A 13,223-nucleotide genomic window follows, 5' to 3' on the forward strand; every position below is an offset into this window, starting at 1 on the left:
TGATATAAAAGCTATAGGGTTTCATAGTTAAGATAAATCGTATATAAGCCTTGTATATGATTTATCTTAAAAAAGCTCTCTTGTATTTGAAACTGATTATTTGTCACAAATAATCATTTTTCATTAATTATTTTATGTTTAGGGAATTGAATGATTTTGTCCCTTAAGCTATCAATAAAATCTGACCATTCCTGCATCATCTTTGTTCTGTATTCTAAATGTTGTGCATGGTTATACGCTTGAGAAACAGCATTACCTACTCTATGTGCTAATTGAATTTCAATTGCATCATGCATATAGCCTTGTTCATGTAGCGTCGTTGAAGCGAGTCCACGGAAGCCATGGCCTGTCATTTTACCGTTATAGCCCATCGTGCGTATTACACAGAGCAGAGCATTGCTGCTCATGGGTTTTGCCGTGCTGTGGTTATAAAAGACGTATTGCTTATTGCCTGTAAGAGGTCGTAATCCTTCAATTAGTTCAAGAGCCTGTCTAGATAATGGAACAATATGAGGTTGTGCCATTTTCATTTTTTCTGCCGGAATTCTCCATAAATGATTATCAAAATCAATCTCATTCCACTCCATCATTCTGAGTTCGGCAGTACGTACAAAAGTTAAAGTCATCAATTGAATGGCTGTCTTGATCATTGGATTGCCGTGATAACGGTCCATACGCTCAAGAAATGGAGGAAACTCTGAAATATCCAAGCGTGCCATATGCTTTGTTTTCCGCGGTTTTAAGGCCTCTCCTAAGTGCGGTGTAGGGTCATTCTCAATAAGCCCCTTACGGATAGCAAAACGAAAAATGCGGCCAGCTAGAGGGATAGACCGCTTAGCCATTTCTAATGCGCCGCGAGCTTCAATTTTTTTGGCGCAGGCGAGTACATCTTTACCTTTGATTTGATCAATAGGCATATTGCCTAAAGCTGGGAACAAATCCTTTTCAAATACGGAGAGATCACGGAGGTATGTAGTTTCTTTAATGACGGCTTTACGGTCTTCCATCCACTCCATTGCAAGCGCTTTAAAAAGTGTATTTTCATCGGCATGCAATTTTTTTTGCTTTTTGGCCTCATTGGGATTGATCCCATCTTTAAGCCTTAAGCGCGCTTCATCTCTGGCGCGGCGGGCTTGCGCAAGCGTGGTTTCAGGATATGAACCAATACTGAAGATATTTTCTTTACCATTGAAGCGAAATTTCATCCGCCAATGCATACCGCCAGAAGGCGTTACTTCCAAGTACATGCCTTTTTCATCAGCATATTTTGCTTTTTTTTCTGATGGCTTAATTTTTCTGACCTGAGCATCTGTAAGCATTGCAGCGGTTTCCGTAGAAATCTGGGGGTATAAAAATAGGGGTAAATTATTGTACCCCCAGTTATACCCCCGACTATATCGGGATTGCAACAGATAAAGTTGATACTATCAGACACAAAAAAAGCCTAAATCCTTTAGATTTAAGCTTTTTAAGACTTCATGAACCATCATGAGAATAAAATATGGCGGTGAGAGAGGGATTCGAACCCTCGATACGCGCAAACGTATACACACTTTCCAGGCGTGCTCCTTCAGCCACTCGGACACCTCACCATATGCGCGGTGGATAATAACTAAAAAATACCGGACTGCCAAGCTGAAACAATTGATTTAGAGAAAAACTTTTGCCTTGATGATATGATTCGCAAAAATACTGTCTAAAATTGAAGACATAAATATGCAAAGTCCTGCACAAAAAGCCGCACTGCCTGCGATTACCTTAGCAGCCTTAGGTGTGGTATTCGGAGATATTGGCACCAGCCCGCTGTATGCGCTGCGCCAATGCTTCCTCACTGCGCATCTAGCCATTTCAGAAGCGTCGGTGCTGGGTATCCTGTCGCTGATTTTCTGGTGCATGATGCTGTCGATCAGCTTCAAATACGTCACCATTATTATGCGCGCAGACAATAACGGCGAAGGCGGCATTATGTCTTTGCTGGCGTTGAATCTTCGAACCACGCTGATCAGTGACAAAAAAAAGGTTTATTTAATTGCATTGGGCTTTATTGGCGCATCGCTGTTCTTTGGCGACGGCATTATTACGCCTGCAATTTCAGTCCTGTCTGCGATTGAAGGCTTAAGCATTGCGACGCCCATCTTTAACCAGTGGCTGGAACCCTTGTCGATTGGCATTCTGACGGGGCTGTTTTTAATCCAGCGTCACGGTACAGGCACTATGGGTAAATTTTTTGGCCCAATCACGCTGCTGTGGTTCATGTCTATTGGCTTCTTCGGCATATTGAGCATTTTGCAGACCCCGCATGTACTGTTGATGATCAATCCAGCTTGGGCGTTCAGTTTTGTGGTCAATCAGCCTTATGTGGCCTTTTTGACCATGGGCGCTGTGATTCTAACCATGACGGGCGGCGAGGCTTTATATGCGGATATGGGGCATTTTGGCCGCATGCCAATCAAATTGGCATGGTTTATTGTGGTGATGCCTTGCCTGCTGCTGAGCTATGCCGGGCAGGGCGCGCTGCTGCTGCGCAATCCGGAAGCATTGGCAAATCCGTTCTATATGCAAATTCCAGACTGGGCGCTGTATCCAATGATTGGCTTGGCGACAGCCGCTGCGGTCATTGCTTCTCAAGCAGTCATTACGGGCGTATTTTCGATGGTGAATCAGGCCATTCAACTGCGCTATTTGCCGCGTTTGACGGTGCGCCATACCTCAGATGTAGAGCGCGGGCAAATCTACCTGCCGTTCATTAACTGGACGCTGTATATCTCGGTGCTGATTTTAATTCTGCTGTTTGAAAACAGTGAAAATTTAGCCAGCGCTTACGGTGTTGCAGTGACTATGACGATGCTGTGCGGCACGATCTTAATATCCGTATTGGCCTATAGCTTATGGCGCTGGCCGCTATGGAAAGTCGCGCTTTTTGCAGTGCCGTTCTTATTGCTTGACTTTATTTTTGTCGCTTCAACCTCGCTGAAAATTCTTTCAGGCGGATGGGTGCCAATTTTAATTGGCGCAGTGCTGTTCACGATTTTGATGACTTGGAAAGATGGCCGAGCGCTGGTCTTTAAGCGCCTGGAAAAAGATTCATTGCCGATTGATTTATTTATCAAAAGCATCGGCTTCAGCAATGAAACCAAGTTTGTGCCTGGGGATGCGGTTTTTTTAACCGGCACGCCAAATATTGTACCGCATGCCATGCTGCATAATATTAAGCACAATAAGGTGCTGCATGAGCGCAATATCATGGTAACTGTGATGACACGGGATATCCCTTATGTGTCTGATGCGGAACGCTGCCGGGTCGAAAAGTTGGATGACCGTTTTTACCGCATTACCCTGGATTATGGTTTTAAAGATCAGCCGAATATTCCAGAGGCGCTGGAAAAAGCCTATGCAGAATTAGGCTTTGAGTATGATTTAATGCAAATCAGCTTCTTTATTTCGCGCGACCGCATTATTCATACTTTAGGGGAAGGCATGTCGCCTTGGCGTGAAAAGCTGTTCATTTCCATGCAGCGCAATACCAGTCCAGTCAGTGATTTCTATCAGATTCCAACCAACCGCGTTGTGGAGCTGGGCAGTCAGATAGAGATCTAGCGCGCGCCAAATCAAAGCAATAAAAAACCAGAGCACGCCTCTGGTTTTTTATTGTTCAAATCTGAACTTTTGATCTATTGCGCAACATCCTCTGCTGGAGCTTGCGGCATTTCGGGAGAGGCTTGAATTGCCGTGTCAGACACTGGTGTTTCGGGCGAAGCTTCAGCTGCTGCATTGGCATCCGGCAGTTCTGGTGCGGCGCCTGACATGCTGTCGCTATTGGCAGGAGCCTCCGCATTCACTGGGGCTGCTGAAGAAGAGGACAGAATCGGCGCAGCGGCGGCTGTATTGGCAGGCGCCTGCATTTCAGTCTCGGCTGGCTCTAGGTTCAGTGCGTTTTGCGGATCCTGAGCTGCTGCTGGGTTTGCTTGATCGGCGCCAGAATTGGCATTAGCAGCTTGGGTATTATTCAGTTCGGCTGGCGCCATGGCATCAGCGGATGCCTGCTCAACAGCAGCTTGATTGGCCTGTGCAGCATCTAAGGGTTGTGCGCCGGCAGGTGCGGGCTCACCGAGGGCGATGCTGGCTTGCTGTGCTGCGGCATCGGCAATACGCACTTGGCCGCTGGCCACTAATTCTTGAATAGAGCCTTGCTGACCGTTGACGGTGGTGGTGATTTTCACTTGTGACAGGCTTTGCAGCGTATCGCCCGGCTGAATCGGCGGCTCTGCCATGGCCGCGGCGCTCATTAAGCCGGAGATGAGGCCTAAACCAATGATCTTTGCTTTCGCTTTCGTCTTAGAATGCATAACGACTCCCAAATAATAAAATTCTTTTGCATATCCTTCGTCGTTTTACCTTGTCATAGTTATTCTGCCAGTTGCAATGAAACACACCGAAAGTCTTCAATCGCGCGTATAAAGTTCAATACATGCGCGACAATTTGTTACACCGACTGCTGTATTGTTGGACAATTTTTGCATAATTGTTAATCAAAGCAAAAAAAGCTCCGTATACTTCCTGCAGGGCGCTTGCTAAGCTCGTGAAAAATAGTTCTTTTTAAATGTAAATGTTGTGGTAATGGCCAAAAAGAAAAGCAGTTCAGGGCAGATTTTGACCCGATTATTCAATCAAAATGGCGTCAAAATGATTTTAGGCGTAGTGGCTGCAGGAAGTTTTGCCTTTGCATTTGGACAAGAAAAAATACAGCAATTTGTTGCATCGGCAACGCCATCCAATTCGGCATGTCTGGATCAATTTTACCGGGATGTGCCGCCGTATTTAATGAAAGACAGCCTGAATAAGCAAAGTTATCCGCTGTGCTTCAACGGCTTTAATGTCATGTATTCAGGCGTTTCAAAAACGCCACTGTGGGTGGCGGAAGCGCTTACACCAGAGCGCTTGAGCCAGAAAATCCCGCGGGAAGACAGTTTCCATGAAGAACCCCGCGTAGCGCAAGAGCATCGGGCGCTGCTGTCGGATTACCGCGCTTCAGGCTATGACCGCGGCCATATGGCGCCGAATGCCGACATGCCGACTAAAGACGCGCAGTTTGACAGTTTTTCCTTGGCCAATATGGTGCCGCAGGCGCCCAAAAATAATCAGCAGGTCTGGCGCGAGCTGGAAGAAGCTGTCCGCGCCTTAGCAACGAGGCAAAAGCAGGATGTCTATATTGTTTCAGGCCCCGTGTTTGCTGCGAAAAAGCTTAAAACCATTGGCAGAGGCGTGATTGTACCGACCGCCACTTATAAGGCGGTATATTTGCCAAAAACAGGCGCAATCGGCGCCTACTACGCGCCAAATGATAATTCACTGCAGGTGAAAATTGTCAGTGTCTGCTATTTGGAAGAGCAGCTGGGCATCAATCTGTTTCCGCAGCTGACAGAAGAACAGAAACGCAATACCTATAATTTGCCCTTAAAGGCGACGGCCGTGAAAGCGGCCAAGCCGATTGACTATTCGCACTGGGATGCTGAGAGCCAATGTGCGGAAGAGGTAGATAACAGCGCGCTGCAGGCCATGCAGAAGCAATTTAAATCCGCAGGGGGGACATCTTCTCATGCGCAAAACCAGGATACTGCATCTGGGCTGGATGCTTCTGCACAGGATGCAATTGTCAAACAGCTGATAGAAGCGCTGCTGCAATATATTCTGCAGTTGTTGAAATAATGTTCCTGCATTAGGATGGCAGGAATGCGGTGCAGATTTGATAACAACAAGATAAGGGAAAATTATGTTTAAGCCTTATGAACATGGCACAGAGTCACATGCAATCCATGATTTAACCGTTGAAAATGCTGCTGATTGCGTCAGCCTGTACGGCAATTTGCAGCTCACCAAAGATCAGGCTGGATTAAAAGCCGCCAAAGCGCTGCAGGCTGTGCTGAATGATGTCGTAAAAGCGCTGGAAGGCGAGGCGGATTTGCCTGAAACTGTGCCGCGGGAACAGGGACAGGAAATTGAAAATCCATTTCTTTAAAATCCATTCTGTATAAAAACATTCCGCATGGAATAAAAAAAGCGCCATGGAATGCGCTTTTTTTATGGGACGCATGGCCCATTTGAAGGCTTTAGTGCTTTGAAGCTTAGCCTTCTTGGGCCACATTTATAAATCAGCGCGCCCATCACAGCGCTAATAATGCGCGCAGCCCACAACAGCCAAAGCGAGCTTAAGGCGGCAGTTTCTGCAAAAAAAAGCGACGCCAGCGCTTCGCGCAGGGTTTACGGACGTATTGGTGACTGGAATGCTGATGAAATGAATAAGCGTTAATGCCAAACCCATGGCAATAGGTGCGAAACCGGCAGGCGCCCCCGACAGCCCGTCAGCTAATGCTGACGGCAGGGTTGAAATCTCCGCCGGAAATGTGGCCAAGGGCATAAGTGCCAGTGTGACTCCGGCGAAGCCGATGCCGAGCTCAGGAAAAGCCGCAGCCGTCAAAGACCAGCCAAAAGCTGCCAATTAATTCTGCAAAGTATTTATTTATAAACGCTCCAAGAGCTGTTTTTTATAATTTACTGAATTTATTTGGTTATTTATGCCGGAATAATGGCATGAAGAGAAAGGGAACTCCAGCAGCCTACAGATTGCGCTGCCGCCATTGCTGCGGTGTCAGCTGCTGCCATTGCTTGAATGCCCGCTGAAAAGCGCTCTGTTCTGAATATCCCAGCAGCAGGGAAATTTCCTGCAGGCTTAAATGCGGGTCGCGCAAATATTCTTCAGCCATCATGCAGCGGATTTCCTGCATACGCTGCTGATAGGTCGTACCTTGCTGCTGCAGATGGCGCTGCAGCTGGCGCACAGAAATATTCAGATGAGTGGCAATATGTTCAATTTGAAATAAATTTTTCTGCAGCCCTGTTAAGATGGCTTGCTGCAGCCTGTGGTCGGTTTGGGTGGTATTCGGCAGTTTTTCCAGCAGCGCATGGGCTTGCTGAGTCAGCAGCAGCTGCAGGGTTTGATCGCCCTGAAAAAACGGTTTTGACAGTTCCTGCACCGGCATCAGCACTTGCGAGCAGGGCTGGGAAAAGCGCACTTTGCAGCGGAAATACTGTTCATACAGCGCTACATGTTTAGGAGCTTCAGACTGAAAATGCACTTCGTGCAGGCTGATATCTTTAAAGTCCATAAAATGCTTTAAAAAACCGACCATCAAGGCAATAGCAACTTCATCGGTCAATTGAGTCGCCATGTTTTTAGGCAAGTCAGACCAGCGGATCGAGAGCAGGCCATTTTCTGCCGAGACCTGCAGCGGTGAGCCGTCATAAACCAAACGGTGAAAGTCATGATAGCGGTGCAGGGCTTCTCCCAGATTTTCACAGGACATGGCAATATAGGCGATGATGCCTAAATGTTTAGGCTGAACCAGTTCGGCAATTTGCAGTCCCAGTGCTGGACGCTGCAGCTGCTGATCCAGCGCCGTCAGCAAATCCCGCCATAAGATATAATCAAAGCGTTCTAAATTTTGCACCCGCGCCAGCTGTTCTGGAATAGCCAGCCCCTGCGACTGATAAAACGCGTAAAGCAAATGTCCAAGGCCGCCGTAGACTGAGCCGGTATAATTCTTAAGCTGCTGCATTTTTTATTTTTAAATATTGTCGTAATTTGTCAATAATATTCAAAAAACAGGTCAAGATCTAGTCTTTTGCATTCTCTATAGTCAGTTGAATAGAGGGAGAACGCATATGTTGAAAGGTTTTATCGCGGGTTTAGTGATTGCGAATGGATTTGAATGGGTCGCGCATAAGTACATCCTGCACGGCACGCACCGTGCCGGCAAGCCGCGCTACAGCCCTGTGCCGGACAGCATGAAGTCGCATTGGGAACATCACCGTGAGGTGCGGAAAACGGACTTTCATGATCATGGCTATGTGGAAGGATTCAGCAATTGGCGCACCAAAAATGAAATCATTTCATTGGCGGTGGTTGCAGGCGTCTTTGTGCCGTTGTTTTATCCGGTTTCTAAAGGCATGAGCCTGTCTGTACTGTATGCTGCCGGAAATTATTACTATATTCACCGCCGTGCGCATTTAGAGCCTGAATGGGCCATGAAGAAAATTCCATGGCATTATGATCATCATATGAATTCCAATCAGGATGCCAACTGGTGTGTTACTAAGCCGTGGTTTGACTACATCTTGGGAACCCGGGTAATTTCATCGCCAGAACTGCAGGAATTAAACCCGCTGGGCATCGCTTTGCCGAAGGCGCTGTCCGATGGCTTAAATTGGGCAGTCAGCCGCATCCGTCCTGCAAAATGGGTCGAGAAGAAAGCGGCAATGCTTGAAAATGCCGCCGCTTAAAGAATTTCTGCCGGAAAAGGGCATGACGCAGGATAGCTTGTCGTGTTTGGTCAATAATTTGCGGCTTTATTGTCAATATTTCGAAGCGGTGTTTATTTTATAGTCGCTTAATCGGAGGCATTCACCTGTCTCCGTGAAACTGTTTGTATATTTCACTGGTCATTTAAGATAACCGAGCGCTGTAATTTTCTTGGTTTATAGGAGTCTAAGGACTCCTTTTTTTTTGCCTGCTGTTTTTTCTTTCAGTGCGGCATTGATGTATTTTGCTGATCAGCTTGCAGTGCTGTCATCATCCAGCGCCCGTTCCAGTCTTTGATATCCCCTGCATAGCGGAAACAATAGCGCTTGCTGTGCTGAAGCTGCGCCATCTGCGGAAGATGTTTTAAAGCAGGCGGATCAGCATTGAATTCGATAAATTGATATTCATCCATTCGGAACTGAACAGCCGTTTCATGGCTGCTTTTCCGGCCCCAATTGAATTTAACCAGCCGGATGAATTCAGCGCATTGGCTTTGCTGCTGATGTGAATCCAGTGCTTTTTGATAGCGCATTTCACGATATTGATTTAGCCCGAAGAGATAAGCATATAAATAGCCTGCGATTATCAGTATGACCATGATGCCCTGTGTTTCCTGCCTGATTTTCAATACATAAGTCAGCAGGCCAAATACGATTAGGCCGCAGAAGGCGATGGCAAATAAAGCGGTGTTTAAATACATGTTCTATTCAATTTTAGTCAGTGTAAAGAATCGTCCATTTCGCTCTTGAGCGGTGAGCGTGTATTGGAAACAAATAGGCTGCTCTGGCTGCAAGCTTGTTAATCGCGGAAGTTGTTTAATCACTGGCCTGCTGCCGGTAAAGCTGAATGAAACGCCCAGTTCATTTGAAAACGTATAGATATGTTCAACGCGGTCTGATCGGCCAAAACGCTCATGCACCACTTTTGTCTGCTCAATGAATTTGCCGCAATGGCGAATTTGATTCGGAGACTGTAACGCTTGTTTATATTTCCAATGATGGTAAAGCGTGACGCCGCTATAAAGTGCGGCGCCCATGGCCGCAAGTATAAAAAACTCAACTATCTGTTTTGAAGTGATAGGCATTTTTTAGTTTCAAGATATTCATTTTATTGTGTTTATTATATCGTCAACAGTTTAAGTATGAATTTCTATTTAAAATAAAAAAGAGCGCTGAAGCGCTCTTTGAAATCAAATTCTTATGCTGCCGTGAATTAAAGGCGCATTTCAATGCCTTGCTCTGCCAGATATTTTTTCGCTTCTGGAATGGTGTATTGGCCAAAATGGAAAATAGATGCAGCTAGAACTGCATCTGCGCCGCCTTTTAAAATGCCGTCCGCCAAATGCTGTAAGTTGCCTACGCCGCCGGAGGCAATGGTCGGAATAGTGACGCGGTCATTGATGTGGCGCATCAGTTCCAAGTCATAGCCGGCTTTGGTGCCGTCCGCATCCATAGAGGTGACCAGCAGTTCTCCTGCGCCAAATTCCGCCATTTTCACGGCCCATTCAATCGCGTCAATCCCTGTGGGCTTGCGGCCGCCGTGGGTGAAAATTTCCCACTTATTGTCGCCGGTTTTTTTGGCGTCAATGGCCACAACAATGCACTGCGCGCCAAAACGCTGCGACGCTTCCTGCACAAATTCAGGGTTATAAATGGCCGCTGAGTTGATGCTGACTTTATCTGCACCGGCATTCAGCAATAAGCGGATATCTTCGACTTTACGCACGCCGCCGCCGACGGTCAGCGGCACGAAAACCGACTCCGCCATGCGTTCAACGGTCCGGTAAGTGGTGTCACGGCCGCTGGAGGTCGCGGTGATGTCCAAGAAGGTGATTTCATCTGCGCCTTGTTCATTATAGCGGCGCGCTACTTCTACTGGATCGCCTGCATCACGGATATCAAGAAATTGAACGCCTTTCACCACGCGGCCGTTGTCGACGTCGAGGCAAGGAATAATACGTTTAGCAAGCATAATTTTTTCCAATAATTACAGCCGATTATGAAACTCACCCGCTCAAGCGCTACACCTTGGCAGATTCAGCGGGTATTCTATCAAACTTAAGTAAGATTTTTCGCAGGTTTTCTATGTCGGTTTATACCACTTTGACTTTAAAGGAAGTTCAGGACTTCACAGCGCCGTATGGTTTAAATGTGGCTGACCTGATTCCGATTCAAGGCGGAATTCAAAATACCAACTATTTTATTGTCTGTGAAAATGGCCAGCAGTATGTGCTGACGATCTTTGAAGAGATGGATGAGCAAGGCGCCGGCGAGTTGGTGCCAGTGCTGGAGCATTTGGGTCAAGCGGGGCTGGCGGTGCCGGTGCCTTTATCCTATCAGGGCAAAGCCATTCACACGCTAAAAGGCAAACCTGCGCAGATTGCGCCGCGAATGCAGGGAGAGCATCCTATGCCAGCGTCACTTGCGCAGGCGCAAGCCATTGCCGTGGCCCAGGCCAAAATGCATGTGGCGCTGCAGGATTTTCCTTTAGAGCGCGCGTTTTACCGTGACCATGCCTATTGGCGTCAGGTCTCGCGTGAGGTGAAGCCGAGCCTGAACGATGCAGACGCCATGCTGCTGAATAATCTGCTGGGTGTTTATGATGCCTTGACGGCAATGTATCCGAACCGCCCCAAAGGCTTTATCCATTCAGATCTGTTCCGCGACAATACCTTATTCGATGGCGATGAGCTGAAAGGCATTTTAGATTTTTATGAATTAAATAAAGATGAATGGCTATTTGATATTGCCATTACCTTAAATGACTTCTGCACAGAATATCCAAGCGTCACCTTAAATGAAGACAAAGCGGTGGCATTCTTAAATGCCTATGAGAGTGTGCGCCCGCTGACAGCGGATGAAAAAGCGTGCCTGGAACTGTATTTGGCGATGGCGGCGGGGCGGTTCTGGATGATGCGCCTGCAGGTGGCGCAGAAAAATGCGGCTGAAGGCCGGACTGGCGGCGATATTCTGCAGAAAAACCCAGCGGAAATGCGCGATATGCTGATCGAACGCCTGAAGTTTGTCACCGCTTAATTTGAATCATTTAAAGGAGAAAATATGCGCGATCAAGGCCGCTTAATCGAATGGTTTGATGACAAAGGCTATGGCTTTATTCAGCCTACTGACAGCAGCAAAGAGCGTGTATTTCTGCATATCAAAGATTTTGCCCGGCCTGGGCCGCGCCCGATTGTCGGCTGCGCTTTAGAATATCTGATTATTCTGGATGAGCGCGGCCGGCACCGCGCGCAGCAGGTCACCTATTTAAAAGCTTCGCAAATCCAGCCGAAGCCCAAACGGGCGAAAGACAATATCGTGCGCATGCCACAGAAAACCTCGCCGATGCAAATCCTCTGCATAGCCTACATTTTGGCTTTGGCTGTTTTGAGCTTTGCAGGCCTGCTGAAAGGCACCGCGCTGCTGGCGATCAGCCTGGTCAATGCGGCGACTTACTGGTTCTATGCGCAGGATAAGGAAGCTGCGCAATTGGGCAACCGCCGTGTGCCGGAAAATACCCTGCATATTCTGTCTTTTTTGGGCGGCTGGCCGGCCGCTTGGCTGGCGCAGCACAGACTGCGTCATAAAACACAAAAACAACCGTTCCGGCAAATTTATTTTTGTACTATAGCTTTTAACATATTATTGATTTTGTGGCTGATTTCGCCATTTAATCCTTTTAAAAGTTAAGAGACGCATAAAAATAGAGAGGGCGCATGAATTATTCCATTGATAAAGATCCGAACCGCAGCTTAACGATTGCGCTATATGTGCTTTATATCGTTGCAATTTTTTCTGCAGGTTTGTTGGCTGTTATAGCGCTGATCATCAACTATGTAAAACGCAGCGATGTGCAAGGATCTATTTTTGAAAGCCACTTTACATGGCAAATCCGCACTTTCTGGTGGTATCTGTTTTGGAACATCATTGCCTTTGTGCCGTTCTTTTTTTTATTTTTTACCGGGGAAAATCCCGATGCCTTCGCTGACGTCGCTTTGGGCGCATCGGCCTTTTGTGTGGCGGTGATTGGCCTGTCTTGGATTTGGATTGTTTACCGCGCCATTAAAGGCTTGATCCGTGTAAATGACAATCAGCCGATGTATCAATCAGAGTGAGCATTTGCTGAATGCCGCCCTTTGGGGCGCTGTAAAATTTGAAAAAGGCAGCTTTGGCTGCCTTTTTTATGCCCTGCTGTTCCAGCCTTGCGCCAGATTGAAGCAATGGAGTGCGCCTTTGTGGTGAGGCTGAAGAAACAGGATTTACGTTTTAAATTTTTATAATTTACGTTTTTAATAATATAAATTTACATTTTTAATATATTTAATTTACTTTATTAAATAAATAACATTACGTTTTTAATATTTTTTATTTACATTTTATTAAAAATGAATTTACATTTTTGTACATTTAAATTGATTAATTCAGGCTCTTAAGCGGAGGGTATTTGGAGTTAAAAAAACCGCTTATCCATAAAAGCGCCCACGGCGCCTGCGCAGGCCTAAAAGGTGAATGGCGCGCACCAAAACTGCATAAGAAACAGGATAGCCAAAGCGTGTTTCAAAAAGCGGGATCAAGTCACTTATGTTTTTAAATTTTGTTTCTTTTACAAATACTTGAAATTCATTCCAGTTTTTAATATGGCTTGGCGCACCCCGTTTATTTCCTGTTTTTGGATGCAGGCTTCCAGTTTCTTCTTCCAGCTTGATCCATGCGTCCAAGGTCACCCGGGAGATATTAAACTCTTTGCAAACGGCAACTTTATAGTCGGTTTTTTTGTACATCTGGATGGCTGCATTCCGCAGCTCTAATGAGTATTTCGGCATTTATGCTGATCCAGCTTAAAATATATTTTTTATATTATATGGCATAGT

14 protein-coding genes, 1 tRNA gene and 1 pseudogene are annotated in these 13,223 nt (G+C 46.4%); 7 read left to right on the forward strand and 9 right to left on the reverse strand.

Annotated features, from left to right (window positions below; genetic code table 11):
- Window positions 1–113 precede the first annotated feature (113 nt).
- Both OKC24_RS04935 and OKC24_RS04940 read right to left on the reverse strand, forming a co-directional pair.
- Window positions 114–1,319 (reverse strand): tyrosine-type recombinase/integrase, encoded by a 1,206-nt coding sequence (locus tag OKC24_RS04935; RefSeq protein WP_265464861.1) that lies wholly within the window; start codon window positions 1,317–1,319, stop codon window positions 114–116.
- A gap of 183 nt (window positions 1,320–1,502) precedes the next feature.
- Window positions 1,503–1,592, reverse strand: a tRNA-Ser gene (locus tag OKC24_RS04940).
- Window positions 1,593–1,716: 124 nt separating this feature from the next.
- On the opposite strand from OKC24_RS04940, the gene OKC24_RS04945 reads away from it, so the two are divergent.
- Entirely contained in the window at window positions 1,717–3,597 is a 1,881-nt protein-coding gene (locus OKC24_RS04945; RefSeq protein ID WP_130144428.1) for a potassium transporter Kup, read from the forward strand.
- 74 nt (window positions 3,598–3,671) lie between these two features.
- Here OKC24_RS04945 and OKC24_RS20100 read toward each other — a convergent pair whose 3' ends face one another.
- Window positions 3,672–4,346 (reverse strand): hypothetical protein, encoded by a 675-nt coding sequence (locus OKC24_RS20100; RefSeq protein WP_130144429.1) that lies wholly within the window; start codon window positions 4,344–4,346, stop codon window positions 3,672–3,674.
- A gap of 271 nt (window positions 4,347–4,617) precedes the next feature.
- Between OKC24_RS20100 and OKC24_RS04955 the strand changes: the two genes are divergently transcribed.
- Window positions 4,618–5,706 (forward strand): DNA/RNA non-specific endonuclease, encoded by a 1,089-nt coding sequence (locus OKC24_RS04955; RefSeq protein WP_130144430.1) that lies wholly within the window; start codon window positions 4,618–4,620, stop codon window positions 5,704–5,706.
- A 64-nt stretch (window positions 5,707–5,770) separates the two neighbouring features.
- Entirely contained in the window at window positions 5,771–6,016 is a 246-nt protein-coding gene (locus OKC24_RS04960; RefSeq protein ID WP_130144431.1) for a hypothetical protein, read from the forward strand.
- A gap of 62 nt (window positions 6,017–6,078) precedes the next feature.
- Here OKC24_RS04960 and OKC24_RS04965 read toward each other — a convergent pair.
- A pseudogene (locus OKC24_RS04965) lies at window positions 6,079–6,521 on the reverse strand (aquaporin).
- Between the two features lie 93 nt (window positions 6,522–6,614).
- Complete coding sequence (locus OKC24_RS04970) at window positions 6,615–7,613, reverse strand: AraC family transcriptional regulator (protein WP_130144433.1); 999 nt, start codon at window positions 7,611–7,613, stop codon at window positions 6,615–6,617.
- A 106-nt stretch (window positions 7,614–7,719) separates the two neighbouring features.
- Here OKC24_RS04970 and OKC24_RS04975 point away from each other — a divergent pair, with 106 nt between their 5' ends.
- Complete coding sequence (locus OKC24_RS04975; RefSeq protein ID WP_130144435.1) at window positions 7,720–8,337, forward strand: hypothetical protein; 618 nt, start codon at window positions 7,720–7,722, stop codon at window positions 8,335–8,337.
- 242 nt (window positions 8,338–8,579) lie between these two features.
- On the opposite strand, the gene OKC24_RS04980 is transcribed toward OKC24_RS04975, so the two are convergent.
- The 3 genes from OKC24_RS04980 to hisF all read right to left on the reverse strand — a co-directional run bounded on the left by OKC24_RS04980 (window position 8,580) and on the right by hisF (window position 10,327).
- A complete protein-coding gene (locus OKC24_RS04980) occupies window positions 8,580–9,056 on the reverse strand; it encodes a hypothetical protein (RefSeq protein WP_213073139.1) in 477 nt (158 codons plus the stop codon).
- A gap of 3 nt (window positions 9,057–9,059) precedes the next feature.
- Window positions 9,060–9,440, reverse strand: a complete 381-nt coding sequence (locus OKC24_RS04985) for a hypothetical protein (RefSeq protein WP_130144437.1) — start codon at window positions 9,438–9,440, stop codon at window positions 9,060–9,062.
- 128 nt (window positions 9,441–9,568) lie between these two features.
- Window positions 9,569–10,327, reverse strand: coding sequence for an imidazole glycerol phosphate synthase subunit HisF (gene hisF, locus OKC24_RS04990; protein ID WP_131277375.1), 759 nt, complete (start codon window positions 10,325–10,327; stop codon window positions 9,569–9,571).
- 113 nt (window positions 10,328–10,440) lie between these two features.
- Between hisF and OKC24_RS04995 the strand changes: the two genes are divergently transcribed.
- The 3 genes from OKC24_RS04995 to OKC24_RS05005 are packed head-to-tail and all read left to right on the forward strand — an operon-like array spanning window position 10,441 to window position 12,467.
- Window positions 10,441–11,391 (forward strand): homoserine kinase, encoded by a 951-nt coding sequence (locus tag OKC24_RS04995; RefSeq protein WP_131277372.1) that lies wholly within the window; start codon window positions 10,441–10,443, stop codon window positions 11,389–11,391.
- A gap of 24 nt (window positions 11,392–11,415) precedes the next feature.
- A complete protein-coding gene (locus tag OKC24_RS05000) occupies window positions 11,416–12,042 on the forward strand; it encodes a DUF1294 domain-containing protein (RefSeq protein WP_131277367.1) in 627 nt (208 codons plus the stop codon).
- A gap of 26 nt (window positions 12,043–12,068) precedes the next feature.
- Window positions 12,069–12,467 carry a DUF4870 family protein gene (locus OKC24_RS05005; RefSeq protein ID WP_265464862.1) on the forward strand — a complete coding sequence of 133 codons (399 nt, stop codon included), beginning with the start codon at window positions 12,069–12,071 and terminating at the stop codon, window positions 12,465–12,467.
- A 348-nt stretch (window positions 12,468–12,815) separates the two neighbouring features.
- On the opposite strand, the gene OKC24_RS05010 is transcribed toward OKC24_RS05005, so the two are convergent.
- Window positions 12,816–13,175, reverse strand: coding sequence for a transposase (locus OKC24_RS05010; protein WP_005006884.1), 360 nt, complete (start codon window positions 13,173–13,175; stop codon window positions 12,816–12,818).
- Between the last annotated feature and the right edge of the window lie 48 nt (window positions 13,176–13,223).

The sequence above is a fragment of the Acinetobacter entericus genome (assembly GCF_026168575.1).
GTDB lineage: Bacteria > Pseudomonadota > Gammaproteobacteria > Pseudomonadales > Moraxellaceae > Acinetobacter > Acinetobacter bouvetii.

Coding starts and splice junctions, on each gene's coding strand:
- OKC24_RS04935 (WP_265464861.1), bottom strand. CDS start 1,319: ATGCTTACAGATGCTCAGGTCAGAAAAATTAAGCCATCAGAAAAAAAA.
- OKC24_RS04945 (WP_130144428.1), top strand. CDS start 1,717: ATGCAAAGTCCTGCACAAAAAGCCGCACTGCCTGCGATTACCTTAGCA.
- OKC24_RS20100 (WP_130144429.1), bottom strand. CDS start 4,346: ATGCATTCTAAGACGAAAGCGAAAGCAAAGATCATTGGTTTAGGCCTC.
- OKC24_RS04955 (WP_130144430.1), top strand. CDS start 4,618: ATGGCCAAAAAGAAAAGCAGTTCAGGGCAGATTTTGACCCGATTATTC.
- OKC24_RS04960 (WP_130144431.1), top strand. CDS start 5,771: ATGTTTAAGCCTTATGAACATGGCACAGAGTCACATGCAATCCATGAT.
- OKC24_RS04970 (WP_130144433.1), bottom strand. CDS start 7,613: ATGCAGCAGCTTAAGAATTATACCGGCTCAGTCTACGGCGGCCTTGGA.
- OKC24_RS04975 (WP_130144435.1), top strand. CDS start 7,720: ATGTTGAAAGGTTTTATCGCGGGTTTAGTGATTGCGAATGGATTTGAA.
- OKC24_RS04980 (WP_213073139.1), bottom strand. CDS start 9,056: ATGTATTTAAACACCGCTTTATTTGCCATCGCCTTCTGCGGCCTAATC.
- OKC24_RS04985 (WP_130144437.1), bottom strand. CDS start 9,440: ATGCCTATCACTTCAAAACAGATAGTTGAGTTTTTTATACTTGCGGCC.
- hisF (WP_131277375.1), bottom strand. CDS start 10,327: ATGCTTGCTAAACGTATTATTCCTTGCCTCGACGTCGACAACGGCCGC.
- OKC24_RS04995 (WP_131277372.1), top strand. CDS start 10,441: ATGTCGGTTTATACCACTTTGACTTTAAAGGAAGTTCAGGACTTCACA.
- OKC24_RS05000 (WP_131277367.1), top strand. CDS start 11,416: ATGCGCGATCAAGGCCGCTTAATCGAATGGTTTGATGACAAAGGCTAT.
- OKC24_RS05005 (WP_265464862.1), top strand. CDS start 12,069: ATGAATTATTCCATTGATAAAGATCCGAACCGCAGCTTAACGATTGCG.
- OKC24_RS05010 (WP_005006884.1), bottom strand. CDS start 13,175: ATGCCGAAATACTCATTAGAGCTGCGGAATGCAGCCATCCAGATGTAC.